This is a genomic window from Paenibacillus sp. J22P218 (assembly GCF_056269195.1).
In genome coordinates this window covers 1,722,425-1,738,164 of the sequence record NZ_JBWDNL010000001.1, presented here as the reverse complement: position 1 = coordinate 1,738,164, position 15,740 = coordinate 1,722,425, and the positions used below count along the sequence as shown (strand labels likewise).

Annotated in this window: 13 protein-coding genes; 1 reads left to right on the top strand and 12 read right to left on the bottom strand. The window is 50.4% G+C overall.

What is annotated here, in order from left to right; translation table 11 throughout:
* Nucleotides 1-2: 2 nt before the first annotated feature.
* The 7 genes from AC0YN0_RS07325 to AC0YN0_RS07295 all read right to left on the bottom strand — a co-directional run bounded on the left by AC0YN0_RS07325 (nucleotide 3) and on the right by AC0YN0_RS07295 (nucleotide 7,991).
* A complete protein-coding gene (locus AC0YN0_RS07325; protein ID WP_475820615.1) occupies nucleotides 3-1,760 on the bottom strand; it encodes a hypothetical protein in 1,758 nt (585 codons plus the stop codon).
* 82 nt (nucleotides 1,761-1,842) lie between these two features.
* Nucleotides 1,843-2,739 (bottom strand): ABC transporter permease, encoded by an 897-nt coding sequence (locus AC0YN0_RS07320; RefSeq protein ID WP_475820614.1) that lies wholly within the window; start codon nucleotides 2,737-2,739, stop codon nucleotides 1,843-1,845.
* Entirely contained in the window at nucleotides 2,736-3,668 is a 933-nt protein-coding gene (locus tag AC0YN0_RS07315; protein ID WP_475820918.1) for an ABC transporter ATP-binding protein, read from the bottom strand. The genes AC0YN0_RS07320 and AC0YN0_RS07315 overlap by 4 nt, the downstream gene beginning before the upstream one ends.
* A 56-nt stretch (nucleotides 3,669-3,724) precedes the next feature.
* On the bottom strand, nucleotides 3,725-6,118 hold the full coding sequence (locus AC0YN0_RS07310) for a DUF4350 domain-containing protein (protein ID WP_475820613.1): 2,394 nt from the start codon (nucleotides 6,116-6,118) through the stop codon (nucleotides 3,725-3,727).
* A 216-nt stretch (nucleotides 6,119-6,334) separates the two neighbouring features.
* Entirely contained in the window at nucleotides 6,335-6,646 is a 312-nt protein-coding gene (locus AC0YN0_RS07305) for a heavy metal-binding domain-containing protein (RefSeq protein WP_337102963.1), read from the bottom strand.
* Between the two features lie 97 nt (nucleotides 6,647-6,743).
* Complete coding sequence (locus AC0YN0_RS07300) at nucleotides 6,744-7,079, bottom strand: DUF3889 domain-containing protein (protein WP_475820612.1); 336 nt, start codon at nucleotides 7,077-7,079, stop codon at nucleotides 6,744-6,746.
* A gap of 84 nt (nucleotides 7,080-7,163) precedes the next feature.
* Nucleotides 7,164-7,991 carry a VanW family protein gene (locus AC0YN0_RS07295; protein ID WP_475820611.1) on the bottom strand — a complete coding sequence of 276 codons (828 nt, stop codon included), beginning with the start codon at nucleotides 7,989-7,991 and terminating at the stop codon, nucleotides 7,164-7,166.
* A gap of 215 nt (nucleotides 7,992-8,206) precedes the next feature.
* Between AC0YN0_RS07295 and AC0YN0_RS07290 the strand changes: the two genes are divergently transcribed.
* Entirely contained in the window at nucleotides 8,207-8,611 is a 405-nt protein-coding gene (locus AC0YN0_RS07290; RefSeq protein WP_475820610.1) for a cupredoxin domain-containing protein, read from the top strand.
* 90 nt (nucleotides 8,612-8,701) lie between these two features.
* Here the strand turns inward: AC0YN0_RS07290 and AC0YN0_RS07285 are convergent, their stop codons facing one another.
* The 5 genes from AC0YN0_RS07285 to lepB form a co-directional block, all read right to left on the bottom strand.
* Nucleotides 8,702-11,731, bottom strand: a complete 3,030-nt coding sequence (locus AC0YN0_RS07285; protein ID WP_475820609.1) for an efflux RND transporter permease subunit — start codon at nucleotides 11,729-11,731, stop codon at nucleotides 8,702-8,704.
* Nucleotides 11,732-11,763: 32 nt separating this feature from the next.
* Entirely contained in the window at nucleotides 11,764-12,459 is a 696-nt protein-coding gene (locus AC0YN0_RS07280; protein ID WP_442050861.1) for a response regulator transcription factor, read from the bottom strand.
* Nucleotides 12,437-13,915 carry a sensor histidine kinase gene (locus tag AC0YN0_RS07275; protein WP_475820608.1) on the bottom strand — a complete coding sequence of 493 codons (1,479 nt, stop codon included), beginning with the start codon at nucleotides 13,913-13,915 and terminating at the stop codon, nucleotides 12,437-12,439. Before AC0YN0_RS07275 ends, AC0YN0_RS07280 begins: the two co-directional genes overlap by 23 nt.
* A gap of 181 nt (nucleotides 13,916-14,096) precedes the next feature.
* Nucleotides 14,097-15,059, bottom strand: a complete 963-nt coding sequence (locus tag AC0YN0_RS07270; RefSeq protein WP_475820607.1) for a DUF4184 family protein — start codon at nucleotides 15,057-15,059, stop codon at nucleotides 14,097-14,099.
* Between the two features lie 16 nt (nucleotides 15,060-15,075).
* Complete coding sequence (gene lepB / locus AC0YN0_RS07265) at nucleotides 15,076-15,621, bottom strand: signal peptidase I (protein WP_475820606.1); 546 nt, start codon at nucleotides 15,619-15,621, stop codon at nucleotides 15,076-15,078.
* Nucleotides 15,622-15,740 lie beyond the last annotated feature (119 nt).

Here is a 15,740-nt window from a genome sequence, read left to right as displayed (position 1 = left end):
TATTATCGGTTCGGTTGAATTTGTTCAAAATATTGCTTCACCTTATCCTGCATGCTGGCCGGAAGCTGCGATCTGTCTAGCGACTCCTTCGCCTCGGCTGCGTATTCGTTGTACACTTCCTCGTAAGGACGTGTCATCCCGTCAATCATCGGCGACTTGCCGCCGGTTTCCGTCTGACCGCCTGTAGATGGTCCCCCGTCCTGCTGCGTATTGCCAGAGCCGGCCATATTGCGCGGCGTCGTGATGAGCGTTCGTCCGCCCGTTCCGACACCTGCCCCGTTTCCTTGACCGGATCCGGAACCAGAACCATGACCCGAACCCGAGCCGTTTCCTTGGCCCGTTCCGGAGCCGGAGCCTGACCCGCTTCCTTGCCCAGAGCCAGCCCCCGAGCCGTTGCCTTGCCCGGAACCGGCTCCTGAACCTTCTCCTTGTCCCGAGCTTGGTGAAGCGCTAGAGCCTCCGCTCGGATTCGACCCGCTGCCTTCGCCTGACGATGGTCCGCTAGAACCTCCGCCTGAGTGACTTTGCTCGCCGGAAGCGCCGCCGCTGCCTGCCGCTCCCCCTGCCCATGCGGAAGGGACATTAGCTCCGGCGGCAGCTGCTTGGCTGGCCAGCGCCTCGCCCTCTTGCCCTAGCTGCTCCGTCATTGATCTTGCCAATTGCTCCAGCTGCTCCTGTGACAATTGTTCCTTAAGCGCTTGTTCAAGTTCGCTTAATCCATCCTTCTCGCCTGCAGACTCGCCGCCTTCACGTGCCTGCTCCGCCGCTTTCTTCAGCGCCGATGCCAGACCCTCGCTGCCTTCGCCCTCCTGATTCGGCTGCTCGGCAGCGAGCTTCTCCATCAGCTGCGCGATTGCTTCACGCTGCTCCTCCGTTAACCGCTGCAGCTCCGATCGCAAGCTGTCGATCGCCTTGCTCACGCCTTCGGCATCGCGGTCCTGCATCGCTTCAGCCAATTGCCGCAAGTTGCTGTCGCCGCTCATCTCGCTCGCGGCAGTCTCCAGCCGTTCCGCCGCCTGCTTCGCAAGGTCGGCAGCTTTTTGCAGCTCACGCATCGCAGCCTCGAGCTGCTCGAGCGCCGCAAGCGGGTCGCCGCTTAACGCGTCCAGCTTGCTTCGCAGCTGCTCAAGCGGCTGCAGCAGCTCCTGCTTCGCCGCCTCAGGCAGCGAAGCTTCCTCGGCCTGCGAGGCGAGCTTCTCCGCCTCGCGCTCCAGCTGCGCAAGCTGATCTCTCGCTTGCGCCAGCGCCTGTGCCCGATCATCCTGCGGATTGGGCCATAACAGCAAAGCAGCCGCCACGAACCAGACGGCTGCCACCCCATACACCGGCTTGCGCCATCTGCTCCAAGCCGGCCAAGGCAACCGCGTGTGCAGCTCGCCGACATAACGCTGCGCCGCTGCGGTTGCCTCTTCCCTCTGCAGCCGCACAATCGGCTGCACTTCACCATCTGGGCGCTCGAGTCCATCGAGCGCCGTACGAATCGCGTCCTCTGTGCCCGACTTATCCATCGTCCGCGCCGCCTCTCTTATGGAAGCACGCTTCCAAAAGCCGATAACTAAGCCCACGCATAGGCCAAGTCCAACTGCAGCGGCAGCATAAGCGCACACATGAAGAATTGGCCAAATCCGGCTTGCAATCAGGATAAGTAAGCCTGCGAGGCTCCCGCTTAACAAACCAAGCAGCGAGTAGCGGATAACGATGAAAGTCGTCAGCCTTCGCCTAACCGGCCTTAACAGCTCGAACAGCACATTTCCCTTCATATCCGCCCCTCCTATTTTCAAGTAATTGTTCATCATTAATGTCGTTAATTACCTTCTTGGATTCCATATCTATCGATCATGTCTATCGTTTCAATCTCGGCCGCAGCTTCCCAATCGCCGTCCATAGCGCTAGAACGGACAGAATCGAATAAATAAGGATAAACTCCTGCCATAATGTGAGCCATGGTTTCTTAGGCGAAACACCGCTGTAGCTTCCGTAATTGTATACCTGCTGCGATATTTCCGGATCCAATATGCTGTACAGCGCAGCTGCTGGATTCCAGGCTATAATATGTCCGACCCAAGTTTGGGAACCGTTCTGAGAAAATCCTTCCGTCACTCCTACCATGACGAAGAACAACAACGCCGTGCCAGCGAACATAAACAACGTTATGCCGTACGTCACAATCACCGAAATCATCGTTCGCTTGAATAGTGTCGAGAACATTATGCCGAACGAGCCCAGTACAAGCATCATGAAAATATAAAACAGGAACACAAGCAGCAATTGCTTCGGCGATATGCCGCCATATAGGAAAACCATGCTGTATATCGGTATCGTGCTTATAACGATCAGCACCATGAAGCTTAGCGACGACACGAGCTTGCTCAAAATAATCGTCGTCGAGCTTTGCTGCGTCGTCAGCAGCAGATTAAGCGTCTGCTTCTCCCGTTCTCCGCTAACGACGCCTGCTGTCAGTCCCGGCGCCATGAACGCTATAAGACCAAGCTGCGCCATACTTAAGAAGTAGAACAAAACTTTGCTCGCTTCAGGATCGAACGAGCGCCCGCTGCCCGATATGACCTGCGTCAAATAGATCGCGCTAAGCGCCATTAAGCCGATCGCGAACAAATAGAAAAACAACGTCCACATCGAACGCGGCGTTCGCATCCGAAGCCGGAACTCCTTGTTCAGCACCGGATTAATGAGTTTAGCCCGCCAGCTTAATCCGCTTTTTCCTGCCGTTTGCTCTCTCATTGATCGCCGTCGCCTCCTTTCGTAATTTCGAGAAACACATCCTCCAAATTCGTTTGTGCTTCACTATAGGAGACAAGCTTAAATCCAGCATGAATTAGATCATGCAGAAGACCCGACTGCTCCTCGTCCTGCCCGCTGAAATGCACCTGTATGCCCCGTTCATCGCGCAGCAATCGGTTCACATGCGGACGATCGCGCAGGAAAGCTTCCGCTTCGTCCTCGCGTTCAAGCAATCGAATATGAAGAAACCGTTTGACGCGCATCCGATTTTGAATGTCGGCGACATTGCCTTGCGCGATCATCTGCCCATGCTCGATAACGCCGATCTCATCGACCATTTCCGCAAGCTCCGGCAATATATGAGAAGAAATAATGATCGTCTTCCCCATTGACTTGAGCTCTCGCAGTATTTCGCGCATCTCGATGCGGGCACGCGGATCAAGCCCCGATGCCGGCTCATCAAGAATGAGCAGCTCCGGATCATGAACAAGGCATCGCGCCAAACAGAGACGCTGCTTCATCCCGCGTGACAGCGTGTCGACGTAGGCATCCTTCTTATCGCTTAGATTAACAAGCTCCAGCAGCTGCGGAATCAATTGCTCCCGCTCCGCCTTCGGAATGCCGTAACTCGCACCGTAGAAATGCAAATATTCTACGGTCTTGAATTGATCGTATACACCGAAGAAATCCGGCATATAGCCGATGCGCTTACGCACCTCATGAGGGTGCTTCGTCACGTCGATGCCGTCAACCTTCGCATATCCCGACGACGGAGCCATCAGCGTAGCCAAGATCGACATCGTCGTTGACTTGCCTGCGCCATTCGGCCCCACGAACCCGAATACGGTTCCTTTGGCAATCGTTAAATCTATTCCTTTAAGGGCATGAAAATTTCCGAAATGCTTAGCCAACTGCTTAATTTCTATCATCGGAACAGCAGCGGCGTTATCGTCGATTGCAGGGTTCTCTACTCTATTATTCGTAGTCATTTGGAAATCGTCACTCCTTCCAATGCGATTTGCGGCAATGCCGTCTCCATGTCCGATGTGACGGTCAGCTTCATACGAATCGACTGCTCGTTTACCATGTATTCCGCTACCTCGGAAGCAAGCATTGTAGCATCCTCCCATTGCTGGCTGACTTCATTCCATATGCTCCATACACCATTAGAAGATGCATATTGCGAGTTGTAACTAATTTCGAGCTTATCGTATTTAACCCCTTTTGCATTGGGAACGGTGTATTCGAATTGGAGCTCGCCACTTCCGACACCCATAATTCCGTTGCCGTAGTGATCCATACGCTGCAAGCCATTATCGGTAATGATAGGCTGAATAATACCAACAGGCACCTGGATCCGGTTGCCCGCAAGCGTCACCTCGCCAAGCTGCTGCACCCACATGCTCAAATTATCGGCCTTCACTTTATCGCCGTTCACCGTATAGAGCGGATCATGGTCGATACTGAAGCCTACAATTAGCGGCGAACCCATCGCAAGTCCGCTATTGTTGCGGTTCATATACATATTGACGAGCTCGCGCTCGCGCGAATACTCGAAATCGGTGCCGTTATAACCGGATGTGCCAGGGAATACCATATCGCCGTACGGATAATAGCCGAGCTGGCTATTCGCTGTACTAGGCAATGCAACGGAACCGCTCTCGCCTATTTTCAAGTCTCCAATCCGCTGGACGCTGCCATTCATAATTAAAGAGACGCTCGTCAGATCCGAAGCCGTTTTGTTAGTAACTTCGACTTCAACCTTTCCGTTCGTATTGGAATAAGCAAGCTCCAGCTGCCCGGCTTCGTTTCGAATCGTCTGCTTATCAAGCAACGTTTTGCGAGTCGACCAATAGGGAACAGAGCGCCACAGGACAGATGACGAACCTTCCGCAATCTGAAGCCGAGTATTGTTGTTCAATGCAAGATTGCCGCCCATACTGGATTGATTGTCTGAAGGGTATGGGATCATATGACGTTCCTCGTCGTAGGCAAGCTTCATATTACCTCCGTTCGGCACAAAAATCCCCGTTGCTCCCGACTTGACCGCATCGCCTTGACCGGTCAGCTCTACAATCTCAATCGTATGAGCATTCATCTCCCGCTTATCGGCAGCACCGAAATAGAAGATGATGATGCCTGTTACTATGGATACGGAAGGAATGAGCCACCATGCCCATTCTCTGCGGTCCGACTTCGCTAAAATGATATAAAGCACCGGTGCAACGATAATCATATAAATAACGAACATGACCAGCAATAAAAGGAATTCAGGCGCTTTAACGGAAGGAAACTGATCGATAAGATTGCTGTACTCCCAAAACATATTATTGGATACGTTGACCATCCCTTGCGTAAGCGGCGATAACGAACCTTGCAGCAGCTTCGACCATAGAGATGCGCTTCCCGCCCATGTCGCAAGCGGGGCAAGCGAAGGATCAAAGGCCACATAAATAACTGTGCCTAGACCAACCTTGCGAGATGCAGCAAGCTCTATGCCGCTCTCTTCAAGCAGTGACTGCGAATCGTTTAATTGTCCCGTAGAAACCGTAATCGAATCGGCGTTCTCGAGTGCTGTTCCGCTATACGAGGTTAACGCTGTTGTACTCGTTAGTTCGGTTGTACCGCTGGCAATAACCGGTGCAATATCCTGGAACGCTTGCGATGTTTTGCTGTAGCCTGCACCGCCGGACAATACGAGTGTTCCGCCTTGAATGACCCAGTCTTTAATAGCGTCCACTTGCTCTGGCTTCCAATTGCTCGTTGCCATATCGTTAATAACGATCGTATTTAAGGTCTCTAGCAAAATACCTTCCCGCGGCAGCTCGTCTTCCGCGATGGGAATAACGGTAATATCGTAGCCGCGCTGATTGAGCGAAGGCATGAAATTAAGCGTATCGGGATCACGGGAAATGACGCCGATCGTATAGCTTGAACTAACTCTTGTCTCTATGTAATCGTTACCGAGTATCGGAATGGTTTTACCATCTTTTACAGAGCCTTTGAAAAACCGAATTTTGCTCGTGTTTTTTGAAAGCGAATCACCCGGAACGGGTATCGTCAGCTCTACCTCCGTATTCATAGGAAGCTCAGCTGACGCTACATAGTCAACAGACGTATTGCTCATCGACGATACCGCCGTCAGGACGAGCTCGCCCTTTACGTCCTCTCCCGTCTGGTTGATCAGCTTGAATCGAACCGGATACCATTCGTTTTGCTTCACTGTTCCTTGATAACCAACGCTTGCTTGAATCGCTATTCCCTCAGTTTGAGGCGCAGCAGTCGCTGTGCTTCCTGTCTGCAATGCCATTGCGGCGAGCAAGCCGCATACGACAACAAACATCGTAAATCGCATCAACCTTTTGTTCAATAGGTTCACATTCTGACTCCTCTCTTTGTATAAGCCCCTCATCTTAAGCAGCACATCTCTATCATAACGAATAAGCGAATCATTTAGTTGCAAATGATAGATTATGCTAAAGACGGCTAAGTACCGTCCTTAAGCACACAAAAAAGAAAGCAACAACTACTCTACGAGGGTCGCAGCATTGTCGCTTTCTTTGTAATTATATGACGATTGGAACGATTGCGCCAATTAGATTCGAACTGCCGTTCCGCTGACAGCTACCATCAGCATGCCGTCCCGAATGACCTCATAATCGATGTCGATGCCAACAATCGCATTCGCGCCAATCCTCGACGCTTGCATCTTCATTTCTTCGAAGGCAACATCGCGAGCCTCCTTCAGCTTGCTCTCATAGGCCCCCGAACGGCCGCCGACAATATCGGTTATCGATGCGAAGAAGTCACGTACGACGTTGGCCCCCATGATCGCCTCTCCGGTCACTACACCTGTATAATCCAAAATCGGACGTCCTTCTATGGTCGGTGTTGTTGTGATTAACATTAAGCTGCTCCTCTCGTCTTCCTAGTATTAGACGCTTGCGGCAATGTCGTCTGTTAATCGCTAATACGTTCAAGCGATCGATTGTGTTTCAATTATTTTACTTTACTTCCACCAAACTGACACCTTTAAGCTTATCGGCGGCAGCTTCGACCTTTATCGTAACGCGAACGCCGAATTCTCGGCCGCCTTGCTTAACCCATAGCAGGAAACTTTCCTCGGCTTCGTCTCGGCCCATCGCGTGCCTGCCTTCATATTTGTAATCAATGATAGAAGCGTCACGATACGCCCTGGCTGTCTCCTCCATGGCTAGCTTTCCCCACTTCGCATAGCTGGGTTCCGCATGCAGCGCTGATGCTTCTTCTCCGGTCATCACATCCGAATTGGTAAAGCTTAAGAGTACGAATACCGCCTTCATAACGATATGACGGAGCATATGTACGACAACACCTTCCTATTTCCTTTGTCTAAAATCCATAACAATAGAAATAGGTTCACCTGTCCGTCCATATTCTATACGTTAACGGACCGGCTGATCCAGCAGCGGCGCATACATCATTAAGGCATTGTTAGATGAGATATATTCATCATTAAGCAACTGTTGCTCACGATTAAATGTTTTGCGATAAATGACATTGCTTCGAATATAACCGCCCCATGGCTGCGATGCCATGATATGTTCTTTTTCGTACACTTCGTAGCGATTATAATGAGGCAAATCAGATCGCCATTCGCCAAAAAGCTCGTTTTCGCTTACCCATACCCGTAATTGGTACGTTGCTTCAGTCGTATTTTTAATTTGCAGATCTAAATAATTATACGCGCATGTTGCCCCGCTCCCGAACGGCTGTGTACGATTGACATCGGGAAATACGTCGTAGCTGTGACGGTGCCTCTCCGTTACGGTCAGCGGCGTATGCAGCGTCATCCAGTAAATCAAATTCGACATTTGACATAGTCCGCCACCAACACCTGTCTTAAAGCCGCCATAAAATAACACCATTCCCTCTACATATCCTTTGCTGCGTGTAGGCTTGCCGATCGTCCGCCAATAGGAGAACGTCTCGCCAGGCTTAAGCGTTAAACCGTCGAGCTTGTTCGCAGCCAGCTTTAAGTTTATCGCCTTATTGGTGTGCAGCCAGCGATCAACTTCCTTAAGCTGTCGGAATAATGGCGTCCGATGAGAAAAAATATTGTGGGCTAGATCGCTTTCAGAACGTTCCCTTGCCATTTTCACCTTTGGCGACAGCCAAGTCGCATATCGTTTGATTGTGAACCACCATTTTCCGGCTAATAATCTAGCCTTCGATCGCTTAATCGGGCGATGAAGCATTGAAGCATCAATCATAAAATGACTTCCCCCTTATGGATTCGGATTCCATACAGCTTGTTGTAATATCGAACGAATGCGCTATGAAAATAGTTGCACGCGGTCTCAAACGACCATTACAGATCGATAAAGCGAGGTTTTACGTTTAAAAGCAGGTATTGCAGGGAACGTTAATGGAAGACAGAATCGGCTAACCAGCCAACGCATCAGCACCATTCGAGGAGGATTACAGCATGAAGAAGAAGCTCGCATTGACATTCACGGTCACTGCATTGGCAGCGGTAATGGCATTAAGCGGCTGCGGCAACAACAATACCAACAATAATAACGGCAGTACAACGCCCCCCGCAGGAAATGGCGGTAATGGCGGCGGCGAAGCAAAAGCGATTACCGTGAACGCTACCAACTTTGAATTTGACCCGCCTGACGTCAAGTTGAACGCGGGCGATAAAGTAACGATTACGCTCAAGAACGACACCGGCAACCATGGCCTGGAAATTCCGGATTTCGACGTTAATTTGAAAAACGGCGAGAGCGCTACCTTTACGGTCGACAAAGCCGGCTCTTACGACTTCCACTGCTCCATCCAATGCGGCTCCGGCCATGCGGATATGGTAGGCAAATTAACGGTTTCCTAGCCGTCATATACAAGCAAAAAAGCTGATCCACCAGCCGCAAGGGCTAGGATCAGCTTTTTTGTTGATTATGCTATAAACGATGTCTTTCCATTACGCTTGAGCTTGTTTTTTCTTCTTACGGTTTACCAATTCATATACCATCGGTACGAAGATCAGCGTAAGCAGCGTTGAACTAGTCAAACCCCCGATTACGGTAACCGCCATGCCTTTGGAAATCATGCCGCCGGATTCGAATCCGAGTGCAAGCGGCAGCAAAGCGCCGATTGTAGCAATTGCCGTCATCAGAATCGGACGAAGTCTCGTTCCTGCTGCTTCAAGCAACGCTTCGCGAACGGACAAGCCTTCTTTCTCCTTCTGGATAACGCGGTCGATGAGTACGATCGCGTTCGTGACGACGATACCGATCAGCATCAATGCGCCAATCATTGCCGTAACGCTTAAGGTCTCGCCAGCCAAGAACAAGCCGACAAGCGCACCGATAACGGTGAACGGCAACGAGAACAGTATTGCGAATGGCGTTAATGCGCCGCCGAACGTAATAACGAGTACGAGGTAAACAACTGCAATGGCTGCAAGCATCGCCAATCCGAGTTGTGTGAACGACTCGTTGATTTGCTCCGTTACGCCGCCCATCTCAATGTTAACGCCAGCAGGCAACTCCATTTCATCAATCATCGTTTGCAATTCAGCCGACGCTGCGCCGATGTCGGATCCTGTCGGTTCAGCGGACACTTCCGCATAAATACGGTCGTCGCGGCTCGTAATCGTATTTGGCGATTCGCCTTCTTCGATCGTAACGACATCTTTCAGGGCAACTTCCGTACCCAGCGGCGATTTCAACATCACATTCTCAAGGTCAGCCTTCTCTTTGTAAGTCTTCTGCTCGACCTTCACATAAACGTTAACATCTTCGCCGTCCTTCTCAATCGTCGTGAGCAGCGGCGTCTCGCGTACCGGGCTCAGCGCCATCGCGATCTGGCCTGCAGTTAAGCCGTATTGGCTAAGCTTCGATTGATCGGCAACAATTCGGTACTGCTCGTAAGTCTCCGATAAGCTGGAGTCGATTTTTTTCAAATCCGGGTTTTCTTTCAGCTTCGCCGTTAAGTCAGCAACGACCGGCGTGATCGTTTCCATGTCAGGACCGTACACGAGCATCGACATGCCTGAGCCGCCAAGACCGCCGGCGGCGAAGTCTTGCTGCTTCCATTCGCCTTTGCCGCCAAGCTCTTGCAAGAGCGGTACGATCTTCTCTTTCTCTTCTATGAATCCTTTCGCATCTTCGTTGTACGTCAAGTTGAACAACGCTTGCTTCGATGCGCCAGGGCTGAATGGATTGGATCCGCCCACCGCATATTGAACGATCTCAATGCCTTGCTCCTCACGAGCGAGCAACAGCTTCTCCGCTTCAAGCGCCATCGCCGTGACTTGCTCAAGCGTTTCGCCCGGTGCCGGATTGTAAGTGACCATAACGCTCTTCTGCTCGTCGCCGGCAATGAAGCTGACGCCGATTACTGGCACGAGGAACAAGCTGCCAACGAGCAACACAACAGCAATAAGCGATGTGATACCTTTATGGTTCAACGACTTGGTCAATACTTTTTTGTACCATTCCGCCAAGCGGCTTGGCTTTTCGTGATGCTCCTTGCCTGGCTTAAGTCCGTTGCGGAACATCATATGCGCCAGCATCGGCACAACTGTAATCGCTACAACCAGCGATGCAAGCAGCGCGAACACGATCGTAAGCGCGAACGGCATGAAGAGTTCACCGATCATGCCAGATACGAGTGCCATCGGCAGGAATACGGCAATCGTAACGATTGTGGAGGACATAATCGGAACGAACATTTCCTTCGTCGCATCCAAAATCAAATCTTTGCCTTTCAGCTTCTCGCCTTTCAGCGCCATTCTTCTATAGACGTTCTCGATGACGACGATGGAGTCGTCAATAACCCGGCCAATCGCGACCGTCATTGCGCCAAGCGTCATAATGTTAAGCGTAATATCCAATTGGCTCAAAATAAGCAAAGCGATCAAGATCGAAAGCGGTATCGACACCACTGCAATAATAGTCGAGCGAATATCGCGCAGGAAGATCAAAATAATAATGACCGCAAAGATTGCGCCGATAAGCGCTTTGTTAATCATCGTGTGGACGGAATCTTCGATCGGCTTTCCTTGGTCGAGAGTCGTGACGATAACGAGACCGTCATTGTCTTGCTCCAGGTCCTTAATCGTTTCTTTTACCTTGTTCACGACATCGACCGTATTCGAATCGGCTGCCTTCACAATGTTAATGCCGATCGCGTCTTGGCCATTCGTACGGGAGATCGACTCTGCCTTGCCCTCGACGTTCAGATCCGCTACATCGCTGAGCTTCACATTAGGCATCAGTAATAGGTTCTTCAGATCGTCTTCCGTTACAACGTTGCCGTCAACGACAATCGCTTTCTCCGAATCGCCGAATTCAAAAATGCCAAGCGGCGCTTTAACAGCCGAAGCCTGAATCATGCCTTTAATCATATCTTCGGTCAGTCCGTATTGGGCAATGGCTGCCGGCTTGAACGCCAACTCGCCTTCCATAACGTTTTGTCCGGATATTTGGGTGCTCGCTACGCCTTCGATACCTTGCAGCTCAGGCAAAATGCTCGATTGCACCAGCTTCGTCAATTGTTCAAGGGACAGCTTCTCATCCGACAAGCTAAGCGATACAACCGGGAATGCGTTCAAGCTTAGACGGGACACTTGAGGGTCCTGTGCACCCTCAGGCAAGTTCAAGTCCGCAAGCAGACTTTTCACTTCCGACTCTGCTTTGTCCATATCCGTATCAAATGTGTATTGGATAACGACGGACGACGCATTCTCATAGGAAGTCGAGCTAACGACATCGACACCTTCCAAGTTTCTCGTCCGTTGCTCGATCGGCTTAGTCAGCTTCTCCAAAACTTCTTCCGGGGCAGCGCCGGGAAGTACCGTCGTAACACTTACGATCGGTATCGTAATATCCGGCATCGTCTCCATCTTCATGTTCAATCCGGAATAAAGGCCGGCGAACATAACTAGCGCGGTTAAAATCCATAAAGCAAACTTATTGTTTAATGAAAATCGAATGATGCTCTTCAAAACCTCTCACTCCTCAGTCTTTGTTTGTCTGTTTATACTTTAAAGCGATAACCGACGCCCCATATCGTCTCGATATATTGCGGGTTCGACGGATCATGCTCTATTTTTTCGCGCAGCCTCCGAATGTGTACCGTAACCGTAGCTGCGTCGCCGTTCGAATCGAGACCCCAAATTCTCTCGAACAGCTCTTCCTTCTCGAATACGCGGTTCGGATGCGAAGCGAGCAGCAGCAGCAGCTCGTATTCCTTCGAAGTCAGGCTCGATTCGTTATCGTGAATCGTCACTCTTCTGGAAGGCTTATCAATCAGCAAGCCGCGAATCCGTATTTGTTCGCCTCGTTCTCCGCCTGACCGGTCGCCGGTCAATCGCTCGTATCTGGCAAGATGGGCTTTGACTCTTGCTACAAGCTCGCTCGGACTAAAGGGCTTCGTCATATAATCGTCCGCTCCCAGTCCCAAGCCTCTAATCTTATCAATATCTTCTTTCTTCGAAGTGACCATAAGGATGGGAATATTATGTGATTGCCTGATCTGTCTGCATATTTCGAAGCCGTCCAGCTTCGGTAACATAACATCCAGAATGATAAGATCGAACTCTCCCGCAAGCGCCTTCTCCAAGCCGATATCTCCTCGGCCTTCAATCTGTACGCTGTAGCCATAACTCTCTAAGTAATCGCGTTCCAGCTCGGCAATAGCTTTCTCGTCTTCAATGATCAGTATGTTCTTCATGTTCAGTCACCGCTTTAGGCGTTGTCGCAAGCGGCAGCTTCAGGAAGAAGCGAGCTCCGCCATTTATCGCATTTTCAGCCCATACGACGCCGCCATGCCCTTCGATTATTTGTTTGACTATGGCAAGCCCAAGACCACTGCCGCCGGTCTCGGAATTGCGCGACTGTTCGGCTCGGTAGAATCGATCGAATATATAAGGAAGATCCTCCTCGTCTATTCCCGGACCTGTATCCACCAGCTCGATAACCGCATATCGATCTTCGTCCTGGATGGTTACGTCGATCCGCTTCTCGCCGCCTTCTCCCTCTTGCCCCATATACTTCACGCAATTGTTCAAAATATTCGTGAGCACCCGGCTAAGCTTATCGGGATCAGCCGCTATCATAATCGACGGCTTAGCTGGCGCAGAGTAGGTGAGTTTAACACCCGACTTTTCCAGATCGAAACGCTGCTCTTCGAGAAAATGCTCCAAATATCGCTTCATATCCAGCACTTTGAAATCGAAGGCAACCGTCTGCAGGTCCAGCTTGGAGAACAGGAACAGCTCGTCGATCAGTTGATCCATATCGCCCGCTTTGCGGTAAATCGTCTGCATGTACCGCTCCCGCTTCTCGTCGGTATTGGCAATACCGTCCATTATACCTTCGACATAACCTTTGATCGCCGAGATCGGCGTCTTCAAATCATGCGAGATATGGGACAGCAGCATCTTCCGATTCTCCTCGTACAGCAAGCTCTGATCAATCGATTGCTTCAGACGTATTCGCATCGCCTCGAACGCGGCGCTCAGCTGGCCGATCTCGCCTCTGCCCGTCTTCACAAGCCGCTGCGACAAGTCGCCGTCTTTGATCTGCAGCGCTGCCGTCTTGAGCTGCTGGATCGGCTTAATAATACTGCGCGACACAAAGTACGTTAACAGCAAACCGGTCAGGGCGACGAACGCAAGGCCGATTGCGGTGCCTAACGGACGCCAGAAGAGCGGAACGACGTCATATCGCCGGAGCAGCAGCATTTCTCCTTCGCTGCCATCGGGATACCGGAAGCCGAAGGCGTCAGTCTCGAACCGGAACAATCCAAGCGGCGCTTTATCTGGAGGATTGTCCAGCAGTTGTTGCCAGTCTTCTTCCGGAGACAGCTCTTGCAGGAAAGGAGGAATCGATACAAGCTTCCCTTCCTTAGCAATAAGCAGACCCGCCCATTGCTCGCTTAGCCTCGACTGCAGATCGTTCACATAACTCTCTTCGTTCATCTTGTCCGAATCGTTCTCAATAACGTACGAGAGCTCGCCGTAGATCAACATTTGACTCATCTTCTCTGTCTTTTCGATCTCGATGTACTGTCTGATGTCCTGCATGCCTCCAGCATGAAATACGAACATTAAGAAAGCGATCATGAGAATGAACGGAACTACGGTCATAGCCAGGTAAGACACATACAGCTTTACACGAATGGACATTCGATACACGCCCTGCCTATTGCTTATTCACACTGCTTTATTAGATTTATTAACGCGTCAATCTATCTTTTATCATAATGGCTATTTCTAAACGAACTAGTAACCATTTCTTACAAAATTATTACGTTTAGCGCAGTAGAAATTTATCGTTTATGCGATTCATAATTAATGCTATTAATATTTAACGACAAGTATCATCGCTGTTTTGGGAGCATAATCGTGCCCCTGCAATGATTGAAGCAGCAAGCAGCCAAATAAAAACAATCCAGCCTATAAGCGGCCGTTCCGCATGCCAATCGAGCAAAGTGTAGACAAGAATGACTAGCGAAGGCAAAAATATCGCCACAGCCTTCCTCCACCGATAGCCTGTCCCAAGTATCAGCGAAACGAAATATAAGCTTATAAGGAAGCTCGTTATTGGCGCTACAGCCCATATGCTAATGGATACCCATTGATCCGATATCAACAGCTTTCCTAGCAGAAAAGGCGCAGCGAATACAGGAAGCAGCAGCGTTTCTTTCCACGGCAAACGTTTAAGGAATGGAAGGTTTGGCAGCGGCATTGCTGACTGATTGACGGATATCGCTTTATGCCATTTGCGCCAGCGCTGCCATAGAACGAAGAACGGCACGGCTAGCCCAAGCGCGGATAGCGAATGCTGCAGCCAGTGATGTGCATATTCCCCTGCAATCATCAATTGAAGCGCCGGTATCCGCTGCACGAACCAACCGCCGCTATGCGTGAAATTGTCGACAAACACATGCGACATAAAACCGATCCCGGCAGACAACAACCAAACAAAAATGGCTAACGCATCAAAAAAAGTCCATTCAGCCCGATGTGCCAGTCGCCTGGGCAACAATTGCTGATGGACATAGGTATTAATCCCGCCGATCGCAGGCATGAACAAATGCAGCCTGGGCGCAACAATCCAATGATAAGCACATGCAATCGCTAAGCACAGAGGAAGTCCAAGGGTCAGGAAACCGATAAAGGAATGGCCGATTGAACGATAAGGCTGCATGGCCACAAAATATTCCATGTCGGGAGCCATGCTTCCGAGCACGAGTCCTGTTAGGCTTAGCGAAGGCATTAGCTTGCGGAGCGGAGCCGCATATAAAGGATGTGACAAGGTAAAAGGCATTGCTTATTCTCCGCTTCTAGCGGTCATACAAACCGCCGAATTTATTAATAGGCCAAATACGGAATACCGCTTTGCCTTCAATGCTGGATAACTTAATCGGGCCCAGCTCGCGGCTGTCCATGCTATGCTCGCGATTGTCGCCCATAACGAATAAATAACCAGGTTCGACAGTGAACGGAACCTCGTACATACCTGCGAAAGTGTTCCCTTTCGCGTAGTCCTCGTACAGCTTCTCGCCGTTTATGTATACTTCCCCGTCACGAATGTCAATGACATCGCCCGGTAAACCTATGACCCGCTTCACGAGTCGAAGCTCGCTTTCCGGTCCGTTAATAATGACGATATCGCCGCGCTCAGGACTGTGGAAGCGATAGGACCATTTATCCTCGATCAGGCGTTGTCCGGCAACAAGCGTATTTTGCATCGAGACGTTATGAACTTGAGACTGGGCATACACGTAATTTTGGAATAACATCGCAACAATAATGGCTATCGCCAGCGACATGAGCCAATCCCTTAATTCCTTCTTCCACTTGCTCTTCTTCGCAGTTTCCTCGTTCAAATGACGCTCACCTCTTTATCGTTTATGACTAAGATTTATACGCTTATCCATGGATAAAGTTTCCACGATCCCTTACAAAATAGCAAGTGACAATTTCGAGGTTCATGCGCTAAAGTGTT

Coding starts and splice junctions, on each gene's coding strand:
- AC0YN0_RS07280 (WP_442050861.1), bottom strand. CDS start 12,459: ATGAAGAACATACTGATCATTGAAGACGAGAAAGCTATTGCCGAGCTG.
- AC0YN0_RS07300 (WP_475820612.1), bottom strand. CDS start 7,079: ATGCTCCGTCATATCGTTATGAAGGCGGTATTCGTACTCTTAAGCTTT.
- AC0YN0_RS07270 (WP_475820607.1), bottom strand. CDS start 15,059: ATGCCTTTTACCTTGTCACATCCTTTATATGCGGCTCCGCTCCGCAAG.
- AC0YN0_RS07290 (WP_475820610.1), top strand. CDS start 8,207: ATGAAGAAGAAGCTCGCATTGACATTCACGGTCACTGCATTGGCAGCG.
- AC0YN0_RS07315 (WP_475820918.1), bottom strand. CDS start 3,668: ATGATAGAAATTAAGCAGTTGGCTAAGCATTTCGGAAATTTTCATGCC.
- AC0YN0_RS07295 (WP_475820611.1), bottom strand. CDS start 7,991: ATGATTGATGCTTCAATGCTTCATCGCCCGATTAAGCGATCGAAGGCT.
- AC0YN0_RS07305 (WP_337102963.1), bottom strand. CDS start 6,646: ATGTTAATCACAACAACACCGACCATAGAAGGACGTCCGATTTTGGAT.
- AC0YN0_RS07275 (WP_475820608.1), bottom strand. CDS start 13,915: ATGTCCATTCGTGTAAAGCTGTATGTGTCTTACCTGGCTATGACCGTA.
- AC0YN0_RS07325 (WP_475820615.1), bottom strand. CDS start 1,760: ATGAAGGGAAATGTGCTGTTCGAGCTGTTAAGGCCGGTTAGGCGAAGG.
- AC0YN0_RS07320 (WP_475820614.1), bottom strand. CDS start 2,739: ATGAGAGAGCAAACGGCAGGAAAAAGCGGATTAAGCTGGCGGGCTAAA.